This is a genomic window from Aeribacillus sp. SP014 (genome assembly GCF_054055575.1).
This window is the reverse complement of sequence record NZ_JBSRXI010000001.1, coordinates 2366650-2390768: the sequence shown is the minus strand read 5'-3', so window position 1 is coordinate 2390768 and position 24119 is coordinate 2366650. Positions and strand designations below refer to the sequence as shown.

Sequence of the window (24119 nt, the reverse complement as noted above, 5' to 3'; positions counted from 1 at the left end):
TCGAGCTTGTCCTAGCGAAAATCTTTTTACGATCGTTTTGAGGAGGGTTTGGCAAATGGCAGAATATAGGGAAATCATAACGAAAGCGGTAGTAGCAAAAGGTCGAAAGTTTACTCAAGCAACACATACGATTAGTCCTGAGAAGAAACCAGCAAGTATTTTGGGTGGTTGGATTATTAACCATAAATATGATGCGCAAAAACGGGGGAAAACAGTTGAAATCGAGGGAACATATGATATTAACGTTTGGTACTCATTTGATGAAAATACGAAAACAGAAGTAGTTACAGAGCGTGTCAAGTATACAGATGTGTTAAAATTACGATATAAAGATGACAACTATTTAGATGACGAGAACGAAGTGGTTGCCCGTGTTTTGCAGCAGCCGAATTGTCTGGAAGTCACCATTTCTCCAAACGGCGAAAACATTGTGGTTCAAGTAGAAAGAGAATTTTTAGCAGAGGTCATCGGAGAAACGAAAGTGGTCGTCTCCGTCCATCCTAACAACTTGTCTGAATCCGATGAGGAATGGGATGATTGGGAAGAGGATTTAGAGGATGAAATAGAAGATTTGACGCCAGAGCTTTTAGAAGGTGAACCAGAAGAATAATGAAAAACTAGGAGGGCTGCTTCCTAGTTTTTTTATGTCAAAGGTTTGGCGGAATAAACTAATTTGCGATAATCACGCACCTGTTTCTTAATTTTTTATGTCAAAAGTTTAAAGGAATAAACAAATCCGCCATTAATCATGAACATTTATGTCAAAGGTGGACGCAATAAACAAATTTGCGAATAATCATGTACGTGCTTTTTAGTTTTATTGTTTTGTCATAGGTTATTTGAGCGAATAAGTTTTTTTCGGAATAAAGAGTTTGTGCTATAATAAAAGATGTTAACTTTTACATACAGTCGGGGGATGAACATGGCACAATACACGCCAATGATACAGCAATATTTAAACATCAAGGCAGACTATCAGGATGCCTTTTTATTTTTTCGTTTAGGCGATTTTTATGAAATGTTTTTTGAGGATGCCATCAAGGCTTCTCAAGAATTGGAAATTACGTTAACAAGCCGTGATGGCGGGGGCGAGGAAAGAATCCCAATGTGCGGGGTGCCGTATCACTCAGCCTCAAGCTACATCGAACAGCTCATTGAAAAGGGCTATAAGGTGGCGATTTGTGAACAAACAGAAGATCCGAAACAAGCAAAAGGTGTTGTGAAGCGGGAAGTCGTTCAGCTCATTACACCAGGGACATTAATGGAAGGAAAAGGGCTAGGCGAGAAAGACAACCAATATATTGCTTCCGTTACGGTCTTTGAAGCGCTTTTCGGCTTAGCTTTGACAGATATTACGACAGGGGAATCATATGTCACCCTTCTCTCCACAATGGAGGACTGCTTGGGCGAGCTTTATTCCCGCCAAGTGAAAGAGATTGTAGTGGCAGATGATTTTCCTGAGAAACTGAAAAAAATGATATTAGAAAGACAGCCTGTGACATTTTCGATTGAAAAAGACGCAGCTTATCTTGAAAAATTAGAAAGCATTGCAGGACATTTGCAAGATCAGCGGCTGAAAATAACGTTTGCAAGGCTATACAACTATTTAGAACGGACGCAAAAACGGACGCTTGAGCATTTGCAAAAGGTGGAGTTTTATCAATTAAATCAATATTTGAAAATTGATATGTACTCGAAAAGAAATTTGGAGCTGACCGAGACGATTCGATCGAAAGGAAAAAAAAGGCTCCCTTCTTTGGCTGCTAGATGAGACGAAAACAGCTATGGGCGCGCGTCTGCTGAAGCAATGGATTGACCGTCCGCTTATTGACAAAAAAGAAATTGAAAAGCGGCAAAATATCGTTGGAATGTTGATCGACCGCTATATCGAAAGAGAAGAACTAAGGGAATTGCTGAAGGAAGTATACGACTTAGAAAGACTGTCGGGAAAAATTGCGTTCGGAAATGCAAATGCAAGAGATCTGATTCAATTGAAAAAGTCGCTTGAAAAAATTCCTGAGATCCGCTCAATCGTTGCTTCGTTAGGAATTGCTGATTCGGAGCAAATAAAAAAAGAAATTGATCCTTGTGAAAGCTTGAAGGAGTTGCTTCAAAAAGCGATCATCGAAAACCCGCCGATTTCAGTCAAAGAGGGGAACATCATTAAGGACGGATTTAACGAAGAATTGGATCGCTACAGAGATGCAGCGAGAAACGGAAAAACGTGGATAGCAGAGCTGGAAAAGAGAGAAAGAGAGCTGACAGGAATTAAATCGCTTAAAATCGGCTACAACAAAGTGTTTGGATATTATATTGAAGTAACGAAAGCGAATCTTCATCTTTTGGATGAAGGAAGATATGAACGGAAACAGACGCTGGCCAATGCCGAACGTTATGTGACACCAGAGCTGAAAGAAAAAGAAGCGTTGATTTTAGAAGCGGAAGAAAAAATTGTTGATCTTGAGTATGAATTGTTCGTGCAAATTCGCGACGAAGTAAAGCAATATATTCCTAGATTGCAGCTCTTGGCTAAAAAGATTGCCGAGCTTGACTGCCTGCAATGCTTTGCTGTAATCAGCGAAGAACGACATTATACGAAACCGTCCTTTTCCGACTCCGAGCTTTACATAAAAGACGGTCGTCATCCAGTCGTAGAAAAAGTGATGGAATCCGAAAACTATGTTCCGAATGATTGCTGGATGAAAGAAGGAAGGAACATTCTTTTAATCACCGGTCCAAACATGTCAGGAAAAAGTACGTACATGCGGCAAATTGCTTTAACGGCTGTTTTGGCGCAAATCGGCTGCTTTGTCCCTGCCAGCGAAGCGGTTCTGCCGATCTTTGACCAAATTTTTACTAGAATTGGAGCGGCTGACGATTTAGTATCAGGGCAAAGTACGTTTATGGTGGAAATGCTGGAAGCCAAAAATGCGATTGTACATGCCACGAATCAAAGCTTGATTTTATTTGATGAAATCGGGCGCGGGACATCGACATATGACGGCATGGCGCTTGCTCAAGCGATAATCGAATACATTCACGACCACATCGGAGCCAAAACATTGTTCTCGACCCATTATCACGAATTAACTGTGCTCGGAGATGAATTGCAAAATGTGCAGAACGTCCATGTTAAGGCAATAGAGGAAAACGGAAAGGTTGTTTTTCTCCATAAAGTGGATGAAGGGGCGGCTGATCAAAGCTATGGAATTCATGTTGCTGAGCTTGCGGAACTTCCTGAAATTCTTATCCAAAGGGCAAAAGAAATATTGAGCAAACTGGAAGGAGACAATCAGAAAGAGAAACATACACCATCCGTCATCGAGCATTCGGTGGAACCGAGCATCGAGTATTCTGCGGAGCCAAGCCAGCTTTCTTTATTCGGCGATGAAATAGCAGAGAAGAAAAAAGAGCCGGCAGGGAAAAAGCTTTCATCAAAGGAAAAAGAGGTGCTCTCCATCATTTCTTCCTTAGATCTATTGGATATGACGCCTCTTGAAGCATTAAACACACTGTATGACATCCAAAAGAAATTGAAATAGGTGATGATGATGGGAAAAATCATCCTTATGGATGCTAGTTTATCCAACAAAATTGCCGCTGGGGAAGTCGTGGAGCGGCCGGCTTCTGTTGTGAAAGAACTAGTCGAAAATGCGATTGATGCAAACAGCACAGTGATTGAAATTGAGGCGGAAGAAGGCGGTTTGAGCAAAATTCGCGTCGTGGACAATGGGGACGGAATGGAGCCAGATGATTGCGAAAAGGCGTTTAAGCGGCATGCAACAAGCAAAATTAAAGATGAAGCGGATTTATTCCGCATCCGAACTCTCGGCTTCCGGGGCGAAGCGCTGCCTTCGATTGCCGCCGTTTCTCATCTGGAAATGAAAACTAGCACTGGGGATAAACCCGGGACGAAAATTACTTTAATCGGCGGGAAGGTAACAGCAAAAGAGACAGCATCAAGTCGAAAAGGAACGGACATTACGGTCACGAACCTGTTTTTCAATACGCCGGCTCGATTAAAGTATATGAAAAGCTTGAATACGGAGCTTGGGAGAATAACCGACATAGTCAATCGTCTTGCGCTGAGCTATCCAAACATATCGTTTAAATTTACGCATAACGGTCGACGGCTTCTATATACGAACGGCAAAGGAGATGTACGGCAAGTTCTTGCAGCGATTTACGGGGTTCCCATTGCGAAAAAAATGTTTCCGGTCCATTTCCGTTCGCTTGATTTTGACGTACGCGGCTATTTATCGTTGCCGGAAGTGACAAGAGCATCCAAAAACTATATTTCTACGATGATCAACGGGAGATTTATTAAAAATCATTCCATTACGAAGGCGGTGGAAGAAGGGTACCATACTCTCCTGCCTATAGGGCGTTTTCCGGTCGTCTATCTTCATATTGAAATGGATCCGATCTTAGTGGACGTAAATGTTCATCCTGCCAAACTGGAGGTCAGAATCAGCAAAGAAGCGGAATTATTTGAAGTCATCGCAAAAGGCATACAGGATGCATTTAAGAAAAAAGAGCTTATCCCAACCTCTGATACAGTCAAAAAGAAAAAAGAGCACCCGGTAAACGTGCAGCAGGAGATCCAATTTGAACATCTGATCAATAAGGAAAAACAGGATCCAGAATGGACGTTTCAACCAAAAACGGCTGATAATCAATGGAAAGAAGATGATTTGTATTCGATTGATCATAGAGGAACAGATGAAGAGCAGCAACAATCCTTTTCCTCTGAAAAAATAGCTGAACCTCCAGTTGTCGATGGAGAAACTGAAGTACAAGAGTATTTGCCAAATAACAACGAAGAACATGAAGAGAAGGTTTCGGACAATAATAGGTTGGATGAAAGCCGAGTTCCTCCAATGTATCCAATTGGACAGATGCACGGCACTTACATTTTGGCGCAAAATGAAAAAGGATTATATATAATCGATCAGCATGCTGCCCAAGAAAGAATCAAATATGAATATTTCCGCGAAAAAGTTGGGGAAGTGGCGAGCGAAGTGCAGGAAATGCTTGTTCCCCTAACACTGAGCTTTTCCTCTGATGAAGTCATGGTGATCGAAGAGCATAAAGAAGAGCTGGCTGAGGTCGGAGTGTTTTTGGAGAATTTTGGACCGAACACCTATATCATTCGATCTCATCCAACATGGTTCCCGCAAGGTGAAGAAAAAGAAATTATTGAAGAGCTGATCCAGCAGGTGCTTAATGAAAAAAAGACGGATATCCACAAGCTTAGAGAAGATGCAGCCATCATGATGAGCTGCAAAGGATCAATTAAAGCGAATCAATATTTAAACAATGAAGAAATATTCGCGTTGCTAGAATCGCTAAGAAAAGCGTCAGATCCATTTACTTGCCCTCATGGCCGGCCGATCATCATTCATTTTTCCACCTATGAGCTCGAAAAAATGTTTAAGAGGGTTATGTAATAGTTTTCTGCTGCATGTAAAAGATCGTTGTCAAGTTATGAGGTAAATGGAGATGGGAGCAATGATTGGACAAAAGTTGTTTTTTTCGGATTAGAGCAGTATAAAGAGAATATGAAATCAATTGAAAAGAGTATACTCTATGATGAAAAAGGGTATAATACATTGGTGTTTTCTTAAAAATCATGATACGATGAAACAGTGAGTATTTTTTGAAAGTGTGGTCAATATGGAAGAAGAAAAGGATAGACTTGTTGTTTTAATTGGCCCAACTGCTGTCGGAAAGACGAAACTAAGCATTGAATTAGCCAAAAAATTAAACGGCGAAATTATCAGCGGCGATTCCATGCAGATTTATAAAGGAATGGATATCGGAACAGCAAAGATAAAAGAGCATGAAATGGAAGGAATCCCCCATCATTTAATTGACTTAAAGAATCCCTCGGAAGAATTTTCCGTTGCCGAGTTTCAAGAGCTTGCGAGAAAAGCAATTGCCTCGATAACAAAGCGCGGAAAAATGCCGATGATTGTTGGGGGAACAGGCTTGTACATTCAAGCGGTTCTATATGATGATTACCAATTTTCCGATATTCAATCTGACCCTGAAATAAGAAAAGAACTGGAAAATTTTTTGCATGAGCATGGGAATTTAGCATTACACGAGCGTTTACAGGAAATCGACCCTGACAGTGCGGAACGAATTCATCCAAACAATGCTAGGAGAGTCATCCGTGCTTTAGAAATTTTCTATAAAACAGGAAAAAAAATGAGCGAGCATATAAAGACGCATGAAGCAAATGAGCGCTATCATACCGCCATTATCGGCCTTACGATGGACCGCGATGTATTGTATCAACGGATTGATAAAAGAGTTGACGAAATGATTGAGGAAGGTTTGATTGAAGAAGCAAAATCGCTGTATGATTCTGGAGTTCGCGGTGTACAATCTGCGCAGGCGATTGGATATAAAGAATTATACGATTTTTTTGATGGCAAGGCTTCTCTTGCAGAAGCAATTGAAACGTTGAAAAAAAACACAAGAAGATATGCGAAAAGGCAACTAACATGGTTTCGAAACAAAATGAATGTCAAATGGTTTGATATGACTCCGCCTGTCTCGATGGAAGAAAAAGTTAGTGAAATTTTTCATTATATAGCAGGAAAGCTTCTTTCTGAGAAGAAATAATAAATATAGAGGATATGAGGAGGACGAATGATGAAGCAACCGATAAACATTCAAGATCAAGTGTTAAATCAGTTACGAAAAGATGGCACTTACGTGACCGTGTTTTTATTAAACGGTTTCCAAATTAGAGGACAAGTAAAAGCATTTGATAATTTTACGGTCCTCATCGAATCAGAGGGAAAACAGCAGCTCATTTACAAGCATGCGATCTCAACATTTGCACCGCAAAGAAATGTACAAATTGACATTGAAGCATGACGAAAAAACCGGAGATGATCTCCGGTTTTTTCATGAGAAGGAAAGGTTTCGTGGCAGCGGTTCCGATATGTCAGGTATTTTTCTATCTTCAATCCATGTTTTCCTAATTATCGGCTAAACGCAGATAATTTGAATGGTCGTTATTTTTGCCCTTCGCTAATATTTAACTAACCTGTCCTAGGAATCTGTACTTGTCCAGGCCGCAAGCCACCCAGGCTTCAGAAAAATACTGCTTAGTTTTTATGAAGACATAGATGAAAAGAAGGTTTGTACTACTTGGCTTTCAGCATAAATATTAATAATAACAACCTTTTTCCATGACATGTTCCTTTAAACAAAGTAGATGTAATTTAGAAGATAAATATAAAAATGAGGTGAAGCCTGTGGAGCGAGCGGTCACCTTCAAAAATAACGGCCAAATGAATATTGTCTTAGGACAAAGCAAAACTGAACTTGAAGGTAAAAAGGAAAAAATCGCGACATATGATCTTTCCATTTCCAAAGCGGCTGTCGAACACAGTGTATTAAAAGAGATTGAACAGGAGATGGGCGCATTTGTTGGAATGGAAGAAGTGAAAAGATTATTAAAGGAAATATATGCATGGATTTTTGTGAATAAAAAAAGAGAAGAACAGGGGTTAAAAACCGGAAGGCAAGCGCTTCATATGCTGTTTAAAGGGAATCCCGGAACGGGAAAAACAACGATCGCGCGATTGATTGGAAAGCTTTTTTTCCAAATGAATGTTTTATCGAAAGGGCACTTAATTGAAGCGGAGCGGGCTGATTTAGTAGGTGAATATATCGGCCATACAGCACAAAAAACGCGCGATTTGATCAAAAAATCACTTGGCGGAATTCTTTTTATTGATGAGGCATACAGTTTAGCCCGCGGAGGAGAAAAAGATTTCGGAAAAGAAGCAATTGACACCCTTGTCAAACATATGGAAGACAGACAGCATGATTTTGTGTTAATTTTAGCCGGATATCCAAGGGAAATGGATCGTTTTTTATCTTTAAATCCTGGACTCGAGTCCCGTTTTCCGATTGTAGTTGATTTTCCGGACTATTCAGTCGATGAGCTGATGGAAATAGCAAAATTAATGATGAAGGACAAAGAGTATCGATTTAGCCATGGAGCTGAATGCAAATTGAAAGAGCATTTGCTAAAAGTGAAATATGCGACTCACCCAACGAACTTTTCAAATGGAAGATATGTTCGCAACATTATCGAAAAATCTATACGGGCACAGGCAATGAGGCTCCTGCTTTCTGATAAGTTTGGCAAGGAAGATTTGCTTCTTGTAAAAGAAGAAGATTTAATATTAAACGTATAAGCAGCCCCTAGGCTGCTTTGCTTGATTATTGAAAAGAATTGATTGATAAATCTTTATTTAAATTAGCTTTGAAGAAAGCTCCTGTTTTATTGCTGCACATAATTTACACAAATTCGTTTATTTTTCTCACATAGTTTAGAAAAGAATGACGGCAGCCATTTTAATTGGCTGAAACGATTAGAATTTGATACTCTTAACGTTGACTCAATAAGTTTTTCTAGTGTTGAAGTGCATTGATGATTTAAGTTTGATAATCTTTATTTTGACTCAATACGTTTCTGTTTTTAAAGCATACTGAAGATGATTTAGTTGAGTCCTAACATTGAACTTAGCAACGTTTCTAGTCTTGAAGTGTGCTGAAGATGAATTGAGTTTGATCATCTTACTTTTGAATTCAATACGTTTCTTTTGTCTTAAAGTGCACTAAAGATGATTTAAATTTGATAACCTTACCATTGAACCGTTTATCGAAGGTTTATTTCATAACGCATAGCTTATAAATTTGCAGCATAATTGGAGGAAGAAGACGAGTGGAAGAGAAAGAACAGGTGATTCTCGTTGGCGTCAAGTTCATGGAAACCGATGAAGAACAGTTTTTTTATTTAATGGAAGAGCTGAAATCGCTCACGGCTGCTGCGGGCGGCCAAGTCGCAGCTGTTTGCACACAAAATCGACTGAGGGCCGAACCATCTACATATATTGGAAAAGGAAAAGTTGATGAGATTAAACAGCTTATCGAAACGACAGAGGCAAATACCGTTATTTTCAATAATGAGCTGTCGCCCAGCCAGCTGCGAAATTTAGCTCGTCTGTTAGAGGTAAAGGTGATCGATCGGACTCAGCTAATTTTGGATATTTTTTCAAAAAGGGCGAAGTCAAGAGAAGGGAAACTTCAAGTTGAGCTGGCACAGCTTGAATATTTGCTTCCGAGACTTTCGGGACATGGATTGAATCTATCTCGGCAAGGAGGAGGAATCGGGACAAGAGGTCCGGGAGAAACGAAGCTTGAAACGGATCAAAGGCACATCCGAAATCGCATTCACGATATAAAACAACAGCTGTCCCATATTGTTTCCCATCGCGAGCGTTATCGTTCGCAAAGAAAGAGAAATCATCAAACTCAAATCGCTCTTGTTGGCTATACCAACGCAGGAAAGTCAACGCTGTTCAATAAGCTGACAGCTGCTGATTCATTTCAGGAGGATATGGTGTTTGCCACATTGGATCCTATGACAAGGAAAATGTTTCTCCCATCCGGCATGAAGGTGCTCATGACTGATACTGTCGGCTTTATCCAGCAGCTGCCAACAAGCCTTATCGCTGCTTTTCGTTCTACGTTAGAAGAAATAAAGGAAGCAGATTTGCTTTTACATATCGTCGACAGCTCTCATCCTGACTATATTCAGCATGAAAACACTGTGAATGAATTATTAAAAGAATTAGGAACGGACGGATTGCCTGTTTTAACAGTGTACAATAAAAAAGATCAACAACTAGAGCATTTCTTTCCTTCTTTAAAGGAAGACTATATTGTCATTTCTGCTTTTTGTGACGAAGATATAGAACGGTTAAAAACAGCTATTGAAGAAAAATTAAAGAAAAAAATGCATCCTTACGTTGTCTCCGTTCCAACAGGTGATGGGAAACGTCTATCGTTGTTAAAAGCAAATACGCTCGTTTCAACCTTGCAATTTGACGAACAAAATCAGCACTATATCGTTTCTGGTCTAGTGTTTCGCGACCATCCAGTATATGATCAAATTATGAAGAATAAGTAGAAAGGGTTTTACAGATGTTTCAATATTTTACACATGGAAAAAAAATTATGGACATAGCTCAAAAAGTAGAAAAAAAAATAAAACCATTTCACGAAGAAATTGACAAAGTAGTGGAAGTAAATCAGCTTCGCGTGCTCAGAAGTTTTCAAAAGCATCGGGTGAGCGATTCCCACTTTATTCCCTCAACAGGATACGGATATGATGATATCGGCAGGGATACATTGGAAGATGTTTATGCTGATATTTTTGGATGTGAAAAAGGACTTGTCCGGCCGCAAATCATTTCTGGTACACACGCCATTTCAACGGCTCTCTTCGGCGTATTAAGGCCCGGTGATGAACTCATCTATATTACCGGAAAGCCGTATGATACGCTTGAAGAAATTGTCGGTATCCGCGGAAAGGGGACAGGCTCTTTAAAAGAATTTGGCATTTCTTATCAAACAATTGATCTGACTCCTGAAGGACGAGTTGATTTTGACCGAGTAAAAGCGGCAATCAGTGATAAAACAAAAATGATCGGAATTCAGCGTTCTAGAGGATATGATGTCAGACCGTCATTTTCCATTCAGGAAATTAAGGAAATGGTTTCTTTCATCAAATCAATCAATGAAAAAATTGTTGTTTTTGTCGATAATTGCTACGGTGAGTTTACCGAAGATCAGGAGCCGGGACATGCAGGTGCTGATCTTATTGCAGGCTCTCTTATAAAAAATCCTGGAGGAGGGCTTGTGAAAACGGGAGGATACATCGTTGGAAAAGAAGAGCTCGTGGAAGCTTGCGCGTACCGGCTCACTTCGCCTGGTATCGGAAGGGAAGCCGGTGCAATGCTTTACAGTCTTCATGAGATGTTTCAAGGTATTTTTCTCGCTCCGCATGTTGTTGGACAAGCGCTAAAAGGAGCGATTTTTACCGCTGCAATGCTGGAAGAAATCGGGTTGCGAGTCAATCCTAGCTGGAATGAGAAAAGATCAGATCTAGTTCAGTCCGTTCAGTTTGATAATGCAGATATGATGATTGCGTTTTGCCAAGCGATTCAATCTGCATCGCCCATAAACTCGCATGTAACACCGGTTCCAAATGAAATGCCGGGTTATAGCGATCAAGTCATCATGGCGGCCGGGACTTTTGTCCAAGGTTCCAGCATCGAGCTTTCAGCGGATGGACCGATTCGTCCTCCATATGTGGCATATGTGCAGGGAGGCTTGACGTTTGAACATGTCAAAATCGCTATTTTCCATGCCGTTAATGAATTAATAGAAAAACGATTAGTCGAACTATAAAAAAACATTTCATCTGGTTCAGCGTTCTGCTTACGGTTTCTAGGGTAGTTCCGATCATATTTGCCAATTCTCGATTCGTTAAATGGGCTGTCAAACGATAAAGTTTTCCTTGTATAAAAAACCATGTTAAATTTTGTGACATTATATTGACATGATATCTTACATTCATCTATAATGTAGATAAGCAAAAGGAAGGAGGGGCTAAAAGAGCATGAATGATCAAGACCGCCGTTCCATGCCGTTGTTTCCAATCAGCATCGTAAAACAGCTGACGGAACTATCTGCCAGACAAATAAGATATTATGAAGAACATGGTCTTATTTCCCCTGCGAGAACGGAAGGCAATCGCCGGTTATTTTCCTTCAATGATGTCGATAGATTGCTTGAAATTAAATCGTTGATTGAGCAGGGTGTCAATATGGCAGGTATTAAGCAAATATTTGCGTATAAAGAAAACGAACAAGAAAGACAAACTTCCGAAAGATCCTCATTGGTAAAAGAAAAATCAGATTTATCTGATGCCGAACTTCGCAAACTATTAAAGGAAGAACTTCTCCATGCTGGAAGAATGAACCGTGCAACATTAAGACAAGGAGACCTTTCACGGTTCTTTCATTGATAATATCGCTATATAAATTTATTTTTTATATATGAGAGGAGAAATAATATGCCAAAGTACACAAAAGAAGATATTATTCGTTTAGTCCAAGAAGAAAACGTAAAATTTATCCGCCTGCAGTTCACTGACATTTTGGGAACGATTAAAAACGTTGAAATCCCTGTTTCCCAATTAGAAAAAGCGTTGGATAACAAAATGATGTTTGACGGATCATCTATTGAAGGATTTGTCCGCATTGAGGAATCTGATATGTATCTGTATCCTGATTTAGATACGTTTGTCATTTTCCCATGGACAGCGGAAAAAGGGAAAGTTGCCCGCTTAATTTGCGATATTTACAATCCTGATGGAACGCCTTTTGAAGGAGATCCGCGCAACAACTTAAAACGAGTGCTGAAGGAAATGGAAGAGCTCGGATTTACAGCATTTAATTTAGGTGCTGAGCCGGAATTTTTCTTATTCAAACTGGATGAAAAGGGTGAACCAACATTAGAATTGAATGATAATGGCGGATATTTTGATCTTGCGCCGACTGATTTAGGCGAGAACTGCCGCCGCGACATTGTGTTGGAACTTGAGGAAATGGGATTTGAAATCGAAGCTTCCCACCACGAAGTAGCACCTGGTCAGCATGAAATTGACTTTAAATATGCAGATGCCATCAAAGCTTGTGATGACATTCAAACATTTAAGCTTGTTGTGAAAACCATTGCCCGTAAACACGGCTTGCACGCAACATTCATGCCAAAACCATTGTTCGGCGTCAACGGTTCAGGTATGCACTGCAACCTTTCTTTATTCCGCAATGGTGAAAATGCATTCTACGATCCAAATACAGAAGATGGATTAAGCGAAACAGCTTTACAATTCATTGCAGGTGTCATCAAACATGCAACAAGCTTTACAGCTGTGACAAACCCAACTGTCAACTCTTACAAACGTTTAGTGCCTGGCTACGAAGCTCCTTGCTATGTTGCATGGTCCGGCCGCAACAGAAGCCCGTTAATCCGGATTCCTGCATCTCGCGGCATGAGCACTCGTATTGAAGTGCGCAGCGTTGACCCATCTGCAAACCCATACCTTGCCATGGCTGTACTCTTGAAAGCTGGTCTCGATGGCATTAAAAACAAATTAACTCCGCCAAAACCAGTAGATCGCAACATTTATGTGATGACAAAAGAAGAACGCATCGAAAACGGCATTGTCGACCTTCCAGCAACATTATATGAGGCACTTGAAAACTTAAAACAAAACGAAGTCATTGTCAGTGCTTTAGGATCCCATTTATTCGAACATTTCGTCGAAGCAAAAGAGATCGAATGGGATATGTTTAGAACTCAAGTGCACCCATGGGAGCGCGAACAATACATCACTCAATATTAATCCCGAAACCCCTTGACGCTCAAGCGTTGGAGGGGTTTTATATTTGTGGGTGAAAACAATAAATCTAACTTTCAATAAAAAGCACCCACAAAAATTGAAAAAAAATTACTCCATAATTGATGAGGTGTATTCTTCATATTTACGCATCGAATCTTGATCAAAAGTGAAAGCAGATTTACGGCAAATTCAATTATTCCACATAGACAGAGGCAATGAATTCAAGAAAAAGACAATTGATGAAGCTCTAGATATTTTTTAGATTAATCGGTCGTTAAGCATGAAGGGTTGTCCCTATGACAACGCAGTAGCTGAAGCAACCTTTAAAATTATCAAAACAGAATTTGTTAAGGGTAGATATTTCGAAAATTTAGACCAATTGAAACTGAAATTAGATGATTATGTTCATTGGTTTAATATATTAGAATCCATGGAACACTTGGGTATTTAAGCCCGTTGGAGTACAAAGAGAAACACCTCAAACAGAAAAAAGGAATTTTAAGTAAAAACTACCAATCATTTTTCAGATCATGTTCTTATTTTAGATCGTAGGAACCGATCGAATAGACCTAAACCAATTTTCCTGAATGAAATGTTAAATATGGTCTCACTCTTCCTTCAATTGAATGAGAAGGGAATGAGCCGGATGTTTACTTTATTAAAACAGATGGATCATGTAAAATGGTTGATACAACATGGATTTCATTGTCGGCAGGCAAACTTTGAAATCTGTTTTAAACGGAAATAAAAAAGAGTCGTCGACCCCCAATCGTGCAAAAATCCCCGGGGATCGACGACTCTTTCAAATCTTCATTGAGCCTAAGCAAATCAAAGATTTGATAAAAATTCCCCTTTTCGCTAAAATAAAAATAACCAGTCAAGCATTAAAAATGAAATGCTTATTTAACAACATTTTTTTGGGTTTTTATCTTAACTATGAGGAATTGAAACCAGCAAGGACAGAAGGTAAAAATGGAAGTGGAAGAACGTTTTTATCTTAACTATGAGGAATTGAAACTATGCTTGTTCAAGATCGGACATCAGGTTGGCAAGCCGTTTTTATCTTAACTATGAGGAATTGAAACTTCGTTGAAGATGATCACCTGAAACGGGTTGTAAAAATGTTTTTATCTTAACTATGAGGAATTGAAACTCCTCGCAAAAGGAGACATGGGGAACATCAGGATCAGTTTTTATCTTAACTATGAGGAATTGAAACGAAGAAATGCTAAATGAAATTCCAGATGAATTTGACGTTTTTATCTTAACTATGAGGAGTTTTCATCTTAAATTATGAAGAAAAGCTTTAAACAAAAAGCACGGCCTTTTGATATGATCCCCTTATAGTAGACAGAAAAAAGAAAGCCCATTAATCTGTCTATGAAGTGACCCAGTAAAATGGGACAAGGAAAAAACACCTCCTGAATCGAATGTATAACTTACTTCGATTTGTGGAGGTGTTTTACTTATGGGGACAAGAGTTCATTATCCAGAGGAGATCAAGTGGAAAGCTATCGAGATGAAACAAGCAGGGTATACCAACCGAGAAATTATGGAGACGTTAGGGATTAAAAATAAGACGCAGATCAAGACATGGATGAGATGGTATAAACATGGCGAAACTCATCGGTTTTCTCAGCCTGTAGGGAAGCAATATGTATGGGGGAAAGGGGCACAGGAATTAAATGAAATGGAACAGCTCAAAATGCAAAACCGTCAGCTAGAAGCAAAATTGGAAATCTTAAAAAAGTACAAGGAACTCGAGAGGAGATGGTGCCAGAAGTAGTGGTCCAAGTTGTAAGAGAGTTAAAAGACAGATATCCTGTTACCCTTATCTGTTCTTGTTTAGGAATTCCAAGATCGACCTATTATCGATGGGAAAAGAAATGGGAAGAGTTCATGATGGAATCAGAGTTAGAACGGTTGATTCAAGAAATTTGTGTAAAGAATCATTATCGTTATGGTCATCGCAAGGTAAGAGAAGTCCTACGGCTTAAATATGGAATCAAGTTGAATCGCAAAACCGTACAAAAAATCATGCAAAAACGGAATCTTCAATGCCGTGTGAAGAAAAAACGTCAAAATTGGATCAATGGAGAAAGTAAAATCATCGTACCGAATCGTTTAAACCGTGATTTTACGGCTTCTCAACCAAATGAAAAGTGGGTAACGGATATCACTTATTTGCCGTTTGGTACTTCGATGCTTTACTTGTCAACCATTATGGATTTATACAATCATGAGATTATTGCCTATCAAATCAGCGACCGACAGGATGTTCAGCTAGTGTTAAAGACACTAGAAATGGCCGTAAAAGAGCGACAACCAAAACAAGTGTTATTCCATAGCGATCAAGGGGCGGTCTATACGTCTTATGCTTTTCAACATTTAGCCAAAGAAAAAGGCATTACCACGAGCATGTCCCGCAAAGGAAACTGCCATGATCATGCCGTAATAGAATCGTTTCATTCTTCATTAAAGTCTGAAACATTCTATTCACAAGAAAAACAAAATCTCACTAACTCTATTGTAAAACAAATGGTTCAGAATTACATCTATTATTATAATCAAATTCGAATTCAGGCCAAATTAAACTACCTGTCTCCTATTGAGTTCAGGAAACAGGCAGCATAGGTGTTTTTTCTGTGTCTCAAATAGGTGGGTCAGTCCAGTCTACTATGGAGGGGATTTTTCTATGATATGATGCAAAGTTTAAAAAGAAAGCGGTGGATTTATATTTGAAAGAGGGTATGGGATACAAAGCGGTGGCAAAAGAATTGGGAATTAGTCATTCCATGGTACGTCGATGGCTGAAACTTTTACATAACTGAACCGGATTATTCTAATCGATTTACATAAGCATTTGATCATTCTTCAGTATTTTTGGTTGAGGTTGTCTTCCTGGATCATAAATATTGGGGTTGCATTTTTTTGCTTAATCACATATAGTAAGTAGTAAGTGATAAGTAGTAAGTGATAAGTAGGAAAATCGTAAATACATTTTTAAGGAGGTAAGTCAATTGTTAAAAGATTTAACTATTCCTCAAGAATTTGTATTATTAGCTTTAGACCGTGAAACAAATAAACTAAAATCGATTTTCCGGCAGCACATCGCACTCTATACAGTCATGGCCTGTCTAGTCGAGTTATCTCTAAAAGGAAAGGTACAATTTGAAGACGATAATACAGTAACTATCTTGGATTCTACTCCTACTGGAGATAAGGCCATTGACCGTTTATTAGAAATCATGACTTCGAAAAAACCGAAAAAAGTTAAAAATTGGGCATCTTATTTTTATCAGCATTGGTATAAGCAACGTGAAATTTATAAATTAGTGGTAGAAAGCCTTGTAGAAATAGATGTTCTAAAAGTGGAAAATACCGAAATCTTGTTTGTCTTACCAAAGAAAAAATATGTAGATGTTGCAAGCACCCGCAATTACATTGTTGAAAAAATCCGTGCTGAATTATTAGAAGAAGGTAATGTGGAAGAGCATACCGTTGTATTAGTATTGTTCTTAAATGCGAAGAAAATGTTAAATGATTATTTTTCTGATTTCGAGCGCAAAGAATTGAAACGAAAAATAGAGCAACTTAAAAAAGAAAAGGTATTTGAAACCATTCAATCTATTGATAAAGCAATTCGAAATATGGATGCTGCAATTACTACCAGTGCATCTGCTGCAACATAAAAGGTGAAAGTAAATGGCAAAACGGAGAAGTTTAGAGAAAATCAAGAAATCAGAGTTTGTAAGTATTAGTGAATTAGTTCGACTTTCTGGTGTTCGTTACAGTACCATTAAATTTTATACCGAGGAGGGACTCGTTCCTTTTGAACAGGAAGATACCAGATTGATGAGAAGATATCCTCGTGTGAAAGCACTTGAACGATTGAAAGAAATAAAAAGGTTGAAAGAAGAAGAAGGGCTAACAATAAAAGAAATTAAAGAGAAGCTGTTATAGTTGTTAATTTGGTCAAATGCTGACAAGCTGGGCTCAGATCTGGTTTAGATCTGAGCTCTTTTAATGTAACACACCATTTTGCATAAATTGGAAATACAATTAAATGGTATCGTATTATTTATTAGATAATTTGTGGAATTTTCTTATAGTTGATGAGTTTGTCCAATCTAACTCTTTTTTAAAAACATAACTTAAAAGCAGGGATCGCAATTAGCCGTCCACCAATATTCAAAAATCTCCTTGTCAGAAAGGAGGGATAAAGTGGAACATTTAGGGAGATATCAGGGAGAGCCAGTTGAGGTTATCGATCGTAATGGATGGGTTCATAGAGGAGTAATAGAATGGGTCGATCCAGTACGAGGAGGAATGTTTATTCGCACCGGCTTTAGAAGAAGATTTATCCCATTTTTCTTAATCGCTGCTCTTTTTCTCTTAAGATTTGGAAGAAGGCGGGTTTTCTAAAAACGATAACTAAAAATCTTTGTCTCATCATTTGAATCCACGTTCCTCGATTTGCAAACTCAATAAATGATCAATTGATGGTTTAATCAACACCATCTTTAAAGAGCATATAGGTTCTTTTCAGCTATGCCATTTTGTCAACAAGCTATAACCTTGCCGTTTGGCAGGGCTTTTTTATTTTAGTGGAATGAATTATTTGGAGGTGATGCCGCGCTTGAAATTGTTGGGAGGCTGCGCTGTCCCATTTGTGTTTTTTGCAAATTAAAAGTGCAGAGAATTGCAAAATCCTTATTCAGTGATATGCAATGGGCTTTACATGGAGGAGGAGCCATGATAACCTTTTTTGGTTTTGCCGAAACTGTTGAAGCTGGCGCTTGGCTAAAGAATCATGGCTACAGAAGATCCATGTCAAGCCCTTGATGGATAGATCATATATATGTATATTTATACAAAATTTTGATAAAGATATACTGCAACACTCTGTAATTTTTTCTTGCAGAAAACAGATTAAACGTCGAGGATATGGATACAGAAATATCCAACGTTTTACTTTGCGTATCCGTTTATAGACCTCTATCACATTTTAATGTAAAAATCAAGTACATCTTTTGGTGGTGAACCAAATAGAAATAAAAAAGGGAATTTTAAGAAAAAACTACCGAAAAGTTTTTAGATTATTTTCTTAATTAGGTAATAGAGGCTGATCAGATTGTCTCAAAATAAAAACTCCACTCATACGAGTGGGTCTATTTGTTTGTTAAAAATTGATTATTTAGAATATTCTGATTTAAAATAATAAACAGGATGCTTTTTATGAACAAAGGTGAAATTTTTATTAAAAGAAATTGACTGTGACTTTGAAAAAATTAAAAAAGCAGATGGAAATATTAGAAAAGTACATCAATGTATGATAAGTGTTATAGCTCATCATCAATTGTGTTAGCCCTCTGTTTAAAAATTGTTCAAAAAAACATGGCCTTTGCGGTCATGCCAATTTAATCTGGGGAAGATTTCAAAAGTTCCTCACGTTCTTTTATTAATTGCTTCAACTCCTCTAAATCATTCAAAGTAGCCTGTCTTCTAATAAAACTTCTGGCCCTTGAACGATTGCTTAAATATTTGGCGTATTCTTTTTTTTGCTGCCATTTTTTATTCGCCTCGGTTTGTTTTTTCGGCATTTAATTTATTCCTCACTTTTTTCAAGTGTTCCCGTTTCTTTCTAAGAAATAAATAACGGACGCCTAATAAAACAATGAACACCCATATAACAATAATTAATATTAGTAATATATCCATAATTTTTATGGTATACTTAGGATCGAGAAGGGAGGATTAATCTTCTCTGTCTTCTAATTTCTTACTCTAGTTTTTCGATCTCTAATTTCGTCTTTCGGTTGGTGAGCCAGAGTTAACGAAGCGTCAGGATCGAAATAGCTAGAGCAATTATTTTTCCTAAGTCATCCATTTGTTCACCTCCATATGGGTTTATTTTACTATGCATAATAAATAAAGAAAATAAGTAAAGCGATGCAATGAAAAATAAGTAACTTTGAAAATGAAATTAAACATGATATTCTTAATTAGTAAATATAACCAAATAAGAAAAAAGTTATAAGAATATTTAAAAGTCTATAAACGTTTTATAAGAAACTAAAAAAAATCGAGCGAAAGGATTGTTAGGGGAAGTTGTCTAACAGAAACTAATCCATCAGTAGCTGGTACGAGGACTCTTGAATTTGATCGCAAAGGAATTGGAACCATAAAGAAGTTGTTTAGGCTGACGGGATATAGACGTACATATTTCATTGTTTAATAGGACTTAAACGCCAAGTAACCGTTTAAAAACACGATTCTAAATCAGAAACTCATGTCATGCCTATTGAAAGAAGAGATGAACATGAAATTATGGGAATATAGTGGAAAAAGTGTGATTGTTTATACGAAAGATGGCGAATCGATCAAAGGCTTTGCTACTTATAATGACAAGGAAGATTTTGAAGAAGAACAGGATAGTTTGTCCATTGAATTATCAGATCAACCTATTGCTATTTGTATATACGAAGACGAAATAGATCATATTGAGGTGCTCAGTTAAACGGTCACTATTGATGATGGCCGGCTTACCATGACGTAATGCCCGCTTCAGACAGTTGATGACAAATCCTTTCTCCAGCGTGCTAGTTAACTAGATAACTCGTAATCGATCACTTTGCGGCTGAACCAGTCGATAATGGTAAACAGGTACATAAAGCCCCGTCCCATACGAAGGTAGGTGATATCCACTCCCCACACATGGTTCGGATGGGTGATCTCCCATCCACGGAGCAGGTAAGGTCGGCAGTACTTGGCATGTAGCCTCTTACTAAGGTTGGGTTTAGGGTAAATAGCTTGTATACCCATAAGACGCATGAGACGGTGTACGCGTTTACGATTCACATCAAATCCTTTCTCACGAAGTTTCGCAGTCATGCGCCTGTAGCCAAAGTAGGGATGAGCTGTATAAAGCATATCCATTTCGTGCATGAGCATGATGTTTTCTGAGCTTTCTGTTTGCCCCTTTGATTGGCGATACACGCTAGTACGATGAATACCTAATAACTGTGCCTGACGCTTGATGCTGATCGATGGGTGATTGAATTCGACCATAGCTTTTCGTTCGTCAACAGACTTATTTGAGCCCAGATTTTTTTCAGCCAGTCAACTTCAACCGTTAACTGACCTACCAATTTCTCTAAATTTTCTTGTTTGGCCTCATATTCTTTACGGATTTTATCCACTTCGCTTGAGCCTTTTTCAAAGACCATCGAGGATCGTTCTAGAAATTCTGCTTTCCAACAACTGACCATGACTGGGCTTAATTCATATTTGGCGGCTATTTCATTGACGGTTGGCTCTTCACGCAACACCTCAAGAACCACCTTAGCTTTAAAATCTGCGGTATATCGGTTTCTTTTTTTCATGGTATCATTATAACTTATTTATCACGCTCATGTGTCTCACCTTATGGGAGCATTATACTTTTAAACATTATTTTTGATATTTCACCGAAAGAAAAGGGGCAGTCCATAAAATAAATTTTTAAAATATTCCTTAATTTTGTAATAATTCACTTAGGGATTCTTTAGCCAATTCATTTTTATTATCGAGCTTTAAAATTTCCTTACAAATTTTAATTGCTTCTTCGTCACTAATAAGTTTATCTGGTATGGTATTTAAAAATAGTAAATTTTCTAAACTTCCCACATCTTTTCTATTTGTTAACTCAACAGATCTCAATGCATGATATAGTGCTGAATTATATGCACCTTCCAAATGGCTTAATGGATTTACTAATAGGGAGAATGCAAGGTCATGTATTTTACTAGTCTCATTTTCAATTAATAAGTAATTTAAGAAAACTAAAATAAATAATACTACAATTATTATACGCATTATAAAGAATTTCTTCAGAAAATGTCTTAAAATCTATTGATTCAACTAATCTTTTGGCATTTTCAAAATTATTAGAAAATATAAGACTATCTAAATTTTTTATCATTACTTATTCACCCACGCATCACTTATTTTTATTTGCCCACGAATTCGTGTAAAGGTAACAGTAACAGTATGGCCATTCATTTTTAAAGTTTTCTTTCTTACAGACTTATACGAAGATTCTTTCCCATAGCGCATCACATGTGAAATTACTTTTGAAACCTCATTCCAGTTGTTTTTCGTTATCTTATGCCAGTTGTGTTTTAATTGCATAATGTAATGAATTTTATTTTTATCTAATTTTGAGACAGAAGACTATACTTTTCCGTAACTATGTCTCTTTACCAAATTGGACTGCTTTTTTTCCGAATTTTTTTATGGCATAGTTAACTCCATATCTTGCAAAAGAAGTTCCGATGAAAGTGAAAGTGACGGTTGAGTTTTGAGGTTACGTTTTTAGAAAGAAGAATGAAAATGTTGAAAAAATTGTTAGTTTGTTTAGCAGGCAAATATGGGAGGTATTCTATCTGATACTAGCCCACACATCAACACCCCCATCATCATATGATACGAGGAAAATGAATGAAGGGGGAAAAACGATGGAGATACCCGTTAGCGGCTATTTGGTTCATTCTGATGATTCTGATTCGCATCACTCGCATAACTTGTATATTACTACTTGGGACGGTAGGCCTGTACATGTTCACCAATTCTCCGGAGTTACTTCTTTTGATGTAGGCCATAGTCATAAATTTGTTGGTGTGACAGAACCTGCACCAAGTGGTGTTCCACATACACACCGTTATTTTACCTTTACCTCCTTCAATGATGGGCATAGGCATGAGATAAGTGGCGTTACCGGACCGGCTATTCCACTTCCAGGAGGGGGACATTATCACGAATTCTCTGGAGTTACAACAATAAACGGACGAATACCTCACACGCATCAATACAGAGGAAAAACAAGTAGTGAATAAAACTTGATGTGGAGATTTGAAAAAACTTATTCGAAGATTGGATGCGGCGGAACCAAGGTTATAGGCTTAAAAAGGACAAGGTCGTTCTACAGGAATACGAGTCCTCGAGCTGGTGTAGGTAGATTTGACCTTGTCCACTGACTCAACAGATTCGAAATGAGTATCTCAAGTCACGAAAGATTTACGGCAGTCCAAAAATTACGCAAGAACTAGACAAACAAGGGATTCGTGTGTCTCAAAAGACGGTTGCTAGAATCATGAGTGAAGAAGGCTTGAGATGCATTACTGTCCGTAAATTCAAAGCCACACGAACAGTAACCATCCTTACAACGTATATTCTAATCTATTGAAACAAAGCTTCCAAGCAACGGTTCCAAATGAAGTATGGATGGCCGATATCACGTACATTCCTACTGATGAAGGATGGTTGTATTTATTGAGCACTATGAATTTATATACACGAAAGATCGTAGGATGGTATATCGATATACGAATGACGAAAGAATTAGTCATCAAAACGTTACAACGGGCTCTAAACAACGAAAAACCAACGGAACGAGTGATTCATCATTCGGATCGTGGAAGTCAATATGCTTCGAATGACTATCAGCAACTTTTACAGGAACATCATTTTCAAGTGAGCATGTCGAGACGTGGAAACTGTTACGACAACGCTTGTATGGAGTCGTTTCATAGCCTCATCAAGAAAGAGTTTATTTAGCTGAAGCGATTCCGCACGCGGAAAGAAGCGAAACAAGACATTTTTGAGTATATCGAATGCTTTTACAACCGTAAAAGAAGTCATTCTGCTCTTGGCTATGTATCGCCATGTGAATTTGAAGCTGCATATTACGCTAACCAGAGAAAAGTAGCTGCATAAATTCAGCTATTTCTCTCTGTTAACGTGTCCGTTTTCTTGGCATAAACACCAAACTTTCCTAACAGGAATGCTTCTATTTAATTGTATTACCGCCATCTATTACAATGTTCTCCCCTGTAATGAAGTTTGCTGCATCACTAGCTAAAAATAGTGCAACAGCAGCTACTTCTTCAGGATATCCGAAACGACCAAGTGGAATTTCTTTCTTTGCCTTTTCTCCCTTTTCACCACTCCATGCTTTTTTACCTAATTCAGTTAAGATAACTGTCGGGGAAATAGCGTTTACATTAATTTTAAATTGTGCCCATTCATAAGCTAAAACTTTAGTCATTCCAATTACGCCGGCTTTACTTGCACAGTAAGCAACATGATTATCCAATGCGATGAGTGCTGCCTGTGAAGCTAAATTAATAATTTTTCCCCCATGACCTTGTTCAATCATCACATTGCCGATTTTTTGTGACATTTTAAATGTACCGGTTAGATTAATGTCAATCGTTTTTTGCCAATAATCATCGGAAATTTTTTCAGCATCATCAAGTAAAGCAATGCCAGCACAGTTTACAAGAATATCAATTTTCCCAAAGTAATTTTTCGCCATTTGTATTGCTTGGTCCATGCTATCATTATTTGTTACATCACAATAAATCCCGATTGCTTTTTCATCATTAATTTCTTTTGCGATATTACTTACATTTTCTTTTAAATCGAAAATTGCAACCTTTGCTCCCTTTTCAAGAAACAGTTCTGAAATTGCTTTTCCGATCCCGCTAGCACCACCGGTTACGATTGCAATTTTATCCTTAATGTTAAAGTTTTTATCATATCCTTGAAAAGACATGAATACCATCCTTTCTTTTTTATAATATTAAAAATAAAAAATATTAATTTTCGCTTTTTTATGCATTTTATTTCATTTTTTATTATTAGTCAATAAATGAAGGTAGTATATTTTCATAACGAAACAAAAAATAAAAATAAATAAATATTATTGACAAAAAAGAAAAGTAAGTGATAAAATAAAACCACCAAATGAAAGCGATTGCATTTTTTCTTTTCTTTTATTTGTAAATATTTA

At 37.9% G+C, this 24119-nt stretch carries 23 protein-coding genes, 5 pseudogenes and 1 CRISPR repeat array; of the genes and pseudogenes, 21 read left to right on the top strand and 7 right to left on the bottom strand.

Features of this window, described 5'->3' with window-relative positions; genetic code table 11:
- The first annotated feature begins 55 nt into the window (after nt 1-55).
- From cotE to ACVIJU_RS11510, 8 genes and pseudogenes are all read left to right on the top strand, one after another.
- On the top strand, nt 56-610 hold the full coding sequence (gene cotE / locus ACVIJU_RS11545) for an outer spore coat protein CotE (RefSeq protein WP_063386736.1): 555 nt from the start codon (nt 56-58) through the stop codon (nt 608-610).
- Nucleotides 611-922: 312 nt separating this feature from the next.
- Nucleotides 923-3542: pseudogene (mutS, locus tag ACVIJU_RS11540) on the top strand (DNA mismatch repair protein MutS).
- 9 nt (nt 3543-3551) lie between these two features.
- Nucleotides 3552-5450 (top strand): DNA mismatch repair endonuclease MutL, encoded by a 1899-nt coding sequence (gene mutL / locus ACVIJU_RS11535; RefSeq protein ID WP_456687637.1) that lies wholly within the window; start codon nt 3552-3554, stop codon nt 5448-5450.
- A 226-nt stretch (nt 5451-5676) separates the two neighbouring features.
- Complete coding sequence (gene miaA, locus ACVIJU_RS11530) at nt 5677-6633, top strand: tRNA (adenosine(37)-N6)-dimethylallyltransferase MiaA (RefSeq protein WP_339192922.1); 957 nt, start codon at nt 5677-5679, stop codon at nt 6631-6633.
- A gap of 30 nt (nt 6634-6663) precedes the next feature.
- Complete coding sequence (gene hfq / locus ACVIJU_RS11525; protein ID WP_066246428.1) at nt 6664-6891, top strand: RNA chaperone Hfq; 228 nt, start codon at nt 6664-6666, stop codon at nt 6889-6891.
- Between the two features lie 419 nt (nt 6892-7310).
- Nucleotides 7311-8225, top strand: coding sequence for a stage V sporulation protein K (spoVK, locus tag ACVIJU_RS11520; RefSeq protein ID WP_456687946.1), 915 nt, complete (start codon nt 7311-7313; stop codon nt 8223-8225).
- A gap of 530 nt (nt 8226-8755) precedes the next feature.
- On the top strand, nt 8756-10003 hold the full coding sequence (hflX, locus tag ACVIJU_RS11515; RefSeq protein WP_082830231.1) for a GTPase HflX: 1248 nt from the start codon (nt 8756-8758) through the stop codon (nt 10001-10003).
- Nucleotides 10004-10017: 14 nt separating this feature from the next.
- Nucleotides 10018-11286 (top strand): methionine gamma-lyase family protein, encoded by a 1269-nt coding sequence (locus ACVIJU_RS11510; RefSeq protein ID WP_063386742.1) that lies wholly within the window; start codon nt 10018-10020, stop codon nt 11284-11286.
- A gap of 7 nt (nt 11287-11293) precedes the next feature.
- Here ACVIJU_RS11510 and ACVIJU_RS11505 read toward each other — a convergent pair.
- A pseudogene (locus ACVIJU_RS11505) lies at nt 11294-11398 on the bottom strand (helix-turn-helix domain-containing protein); the annotation flags it as partial.
- Nucleotides 11399-11497: 99 nt separating this feature from the next.
- On the opposite strand from ACVIJU_RS11505, the gene ACVIJU_RS11500 reads away from it, so the two are divergent.
- The 8 genes and pseudogenes from ACVIJU_RS11500 to ACVIJU_RS11465 all read left to right on the top strand — a co-directional run bounded on the left by ACVIJU_RS11500 (nt 11498) and on the right by ACVIJU_RS11465 (nt 17710).
- Nucleotides 11498-11905, top strand: a complete 408-nt coding sequence (locus ACVIJU_RS11500; RefSeq protein ID WP_066246424.1) for a MerR family transcriptional regulator — start codon at nt 11498-11500, stop codon at nt 11903-11905.
- Nucleotides 11906-11953: 48 nt separating this feature from the next.
- The gene (glnA, locus tag ACVIJU_RS11495) at nt 11954-13288 is read left to right on the top strand and encodes a type I glutamate--ammonia ligase (protein ID WP_063386744.1); all 1335 of its coding nucleotides are present in this window, start codon (nt 11954-11956) and stop codon (nt 13286-13288) included.
- 157 nt (nt 13289-13445) lie between these two features.
- Nucleotides 13446-13765, top strand: a pseudogene (locus tag ACVIJU_RS11490) (IS3 family transposase); the annotation flags it as partial.
- A 441-nt stretch (nt 13766-14206) separates the two neighbouring features.
- A CRISPR array of direct repeats spans nt 14207-14570; the repeat unit is 30 nt; unit sequence GTTTTTATCTTAACTATGAGGAATTGAAAC.
- A gap of 183 nt (nt 14571-14753) precedes the next feature.
- Nucleotides 14754-15919, top strand: a protein-coding gene (locus tag ACVIJU_RS11485; RefSeq protein WP_456687636.1) for an IS3 family transposase whose coding sequence is annotated in 2 segments (ribosomal slippage) — nt 14754-15030 and nt 15030-15919 — 1167 coding nt in all. Because the reading frame shifts where the segments join, the coding sequence is not laid out codon by codon here.
- Between the two features lie 77 nt (nt 15920-15996).
- A pseudogene (locus tag ACVIJU_RS11480) lies at nt 15997-16116 on the top strand (transposase); the annotation flags it as partial.
- A 189-nt stretch (nt 16117-16305) separates the two neighbouring features.
- Nucleotides 16306-16977, top strand: a complete 672-nt coding sequence (locus ACVIJU_RS11475; RefSeq protein WP_066252041.1) for a GOLPH3/VPS74 family protein — start codon at nt 16306-16308, stop codon at nt 16975-16977.
- Nucleotides 16978-16990: 13 nt separating this feature from the next.
- The gene (locus tag ACVIJU_RS11470; protein ID WP_063386746.1) at nt 16991-17248 is read left to right on the top strand and encodes a helix-turn-helix domain-containing protein; all 258 of its coding nucleotides are present in this window, start codon (nt 16991-16993) and stop codon (nt 17246-17248) included.
- A 261-nt stretch (nt 17249-17509) separates the two neighbouring features.
- Nucleotides 17510-17710 carry a hypothetical protein gene (locus tag ACVIJU_RS11465; RefSeq protein WP_066252043.1) on the top strand — a complete coding sequence of 67 codons (201 nt, stop codon included), beginning with the start codon at nt 17510-17512 and terminating at the stop codon, nt 17708-17710.
- 995 nt (nt 17711-18705) lie between these two features.
- On the opposite strand, the gene ACVIJU_RS11460 is transcribed toward ACVIJU_RS11465, so the two are convergent.
- On the bottom strand, nt 18706-18888 hold the full coding sequence (locus ACVIJU_RS11460; RefSeq protein WP_429653369.1) for a hypothetical protein: 183 nt from the start codon (nt 18886-18888) through the stop codon (nt 18706-18708).
- A gap of 719 nt (nt 18889-19607) precedes the next feature.
- Here ACVIJU_RS11460 and ACVIJU_RS11455 point away from each other — a divergent pair.
- Nucleotides 19608-19805 (top strand): hypothetical protein, encoded by a 198-nt coding sequence (locus tag ACVIJU_RS11455; protein WP_063386748.1) that lies wholly within the window; start codon nt 19608-19610, stop codon nt 19803-19805.
- Between the two features lie 86 nt (nt 19806-19891).
- On the opposite strand, the gene ACVIJU_RS11450 is transcribed toward ACVIJU_RS11455, so the two are convergent.
- The 4 genes and pseudogenes from ACVIJU_RS11450 to ACVIJU_RS11435 form a co-directional block, all read right to left on the bottom strand.
- Nucleotides 19892-20356: an IS3 family transposase gene (locus ACVIJU_RS11450; protein WP_456687635.1), complete on the bottom strand. Its 465-nt coding sequence runs from the start codon at nt 20354-20356 to the stop codon at nt 19892-19894.
- Nucleotides 20302-20670: a transposase gene (locus ACVIJU_RS11445; RefSeq protein WP_456687634.1), complete on the bottom strand. Its 369-nt coding sequence runs from the start codon at nt 20668-20670 to the stop codon at nt 20302-20304. Before ACVIJU_RS11445 ends, ACVIJU_RS11450 begins: the two co-directional genes overlap by 55 nt.
- 130 nt (nt 20671-20800) lie before the next feature.
- A complete protein-coding gene (locus tag ACVIJU_RS11440; protein WP_235600469.1) occupies nt 20801-21142 on the bottom strand; it encodes a hypothetical protein in 342 nt (113 codons plus the stop codon).
- Nucleotides 21143-21247: 105 nt separating this feature from the next.
- A pseudogene (locus tag ACVIJU_RS11435) lies at nt 21248-21602 on the bottom strand (polymorphic toxin type 35 domain-containing protein); the annotation flags it as partial.
- Nucleotides 21603-21783: 181 nt separating this feature from the next.
- On the opposite strand from ACVIJU_RS11435, the gene ACVIJU_RS11430 reads away from it, so the two are divergent.
- The 4 genes from ACVIJU_RS11430 to ACVIJU_RS11415 all read left to right on the top strand — a co-directional run bounded on the left by ACVIJU_RS11430 (nt 21784) and on the right by ACVIJU_RS11415 (nt 23041).
- Complete coding sequence (locus ACVIJU_RS11430; protein WP_063388754.1) at nt 21784-22161, top strand: YmaF family protein; 378 nt, start codon at nt 21784-21786, stop codon at nt 22159-22161.
- Between the two features lie 137 nt (nt 22162-22298).
- Nucleotides 22299-22511: an IS3 family transposase gene (locus tag ACVIJU_RS11425; protein WP_456687945.1), complete on the top strand. Its 213-nt coding sequence runs from the start codon at nt 22299-22301 to the stop codon at nt 22509-22511.
- Nucleotides 22457-22882: an IS3 family transposase gene (locus tag ACVIJU_RS11420; RefSeq protein ID WP_117017532.1), complete on the top strand. Its 426-nt coding sequence runs from the start codon at nt 22457-22459 to the stop codon at nt 22880-22882. The genes ACVIJU_RS11425 and ACVIJU_RS11420 overlap by 55 nt, the downstream gene beginning before the upstream one ends.
- Nucleotides 22883-23041 carry an IS3 family transposase gene (locus tag ACVIJU_RS11415; protein ID WP_456687944.1) on the top strand — a complete coding sequence of 53 codons (159 nt, stop codon included), beginning with the start codon at nt 22883-22885 and terminating at the stop codon, nt 23039-23041.
- Nucleotides 23042-23114: 73 nt separating this feature from the next.
- Here the strand turns inward: ACVIJU_RS11415 and ACVIJU_RS11410 are convergent, their stop codons facing one another.
- On the bottom strand, nt 23115-23882 hold the full coding sequence (locus tag ACVIJU_RS11410; RefSeq protein WP_063388755.1) for an SDR family oxidoreductase: 768 nt from the start codon (nt 23880-23882) through the stop codon (nt 23115-23117).
- Between the last annotated feature and the right edge of the window lie 237 nt (nt 23883-24119).

Coding starts and splice junctions, on each gene's coding strand:
- ACVIJU_RS11410 (WP_063388755.1), bottom strand. CDS start 23,882: ATGTCTTTTCAAGGATATGATAAAAACTTTAACATTAAGGATAAAATT.
- ACVIJU_RS11430 (WP_063388754.1), top strand. CDS start 21,784: ATGGAGATACCCGTTAGCGGCTATTTGGTTCATTCTGATGATTCTGAT.
- ACVIJU_RS11460 (WP_429653369.1), bottom strand. CDS start 18,888: ATGCCGAAAAAACAAACCGAGGCGAATAAAAAATGGCAGCAAAAAAAA.
- ACVIJU_RS11470 (WP_063386746.1), top strand. CDS start 16,991: ATGGCAAAACGGAGAAGTTTAGAGAAAATCAAGAAATCAGAGTTTGTA.
- miaA (WP_339192922.1), top strand. CDS start 5,677: ATGGAAGAAGAAAAGGATAGACTTGTTGTTTTAATTGGCCCAACTGCT.
- spoVK (WP_456687946.1), top strand. CDS start 7,311: ATGAATATTGTCTTAGGACAAAGCAAAACTGAACTTGAAGGTAAAAAG.
- ACVIJU_RS11500 (WP_066246424.1), top strand. CDS start 11,498: ATGAATGATCAAGACCGCCGTTCCATGCCGTTGTTTCCAATCAGCATC.
- ACVIJU_RS11445 (WP_456687634.1), bottom strand. CDS start 20,670: ATGAAAAAAAGAAACCGATATACCGCAGATTTTAAAGCTAAGGTGGTT.
- ACVIJU_RS11455 (WP_063386748.1), top strand. CDS start 19,608: ATGAAATTATGGGAATATAGTGGAAAAAGTGTGATTGTTTATACGAAA.
- mutL (WP_456687637.1), top strand. CDS start 3,552: ATGGGAAAAATCATCCTTATGGATGCTAGTTTATCCAACAAAATTGCC.
- glnA (WP_063386744.1), top strand. CDS start 11,954: ATGCCAAAGTACACAAAAGAAGATATTATTCGTTTAGTCCAAGAAGAA.
- ACVIJU_RS11450 (WP_456687635.1), bottom strand. CDS start 20,356: ATGGTCGAATTCAATCACCCATCGATCAGCATCAAGCGTCAGGCACAG.
- ACVIJU_RS11510 (WP_063386742.1), top strand. CDS start 10,018: ATGTTTCAATATTTTACACATGGAAAAAAAATTATGGACATAGCTCAA.
- hfq (WP_066246428.1), top strand. CDS start 6,664: ATGAAGCAACCGATAAACATTCAAGATCAAGTGTTAAATCAGTTACGA.
- cotE (WP_063386736.1), top strand. CDS start 56: ATGGCAGAATATAGGGAAATCATAACGAAAGCGGTAGTAGCAAAAGGT.
- ACVIJU_RS11440 (WP_235600469.1), bottom strand. CDS start 21,142: ATGCGTATAATAATTGTAGTATTATTTATTTTAGTTTTCTTAAATTAC.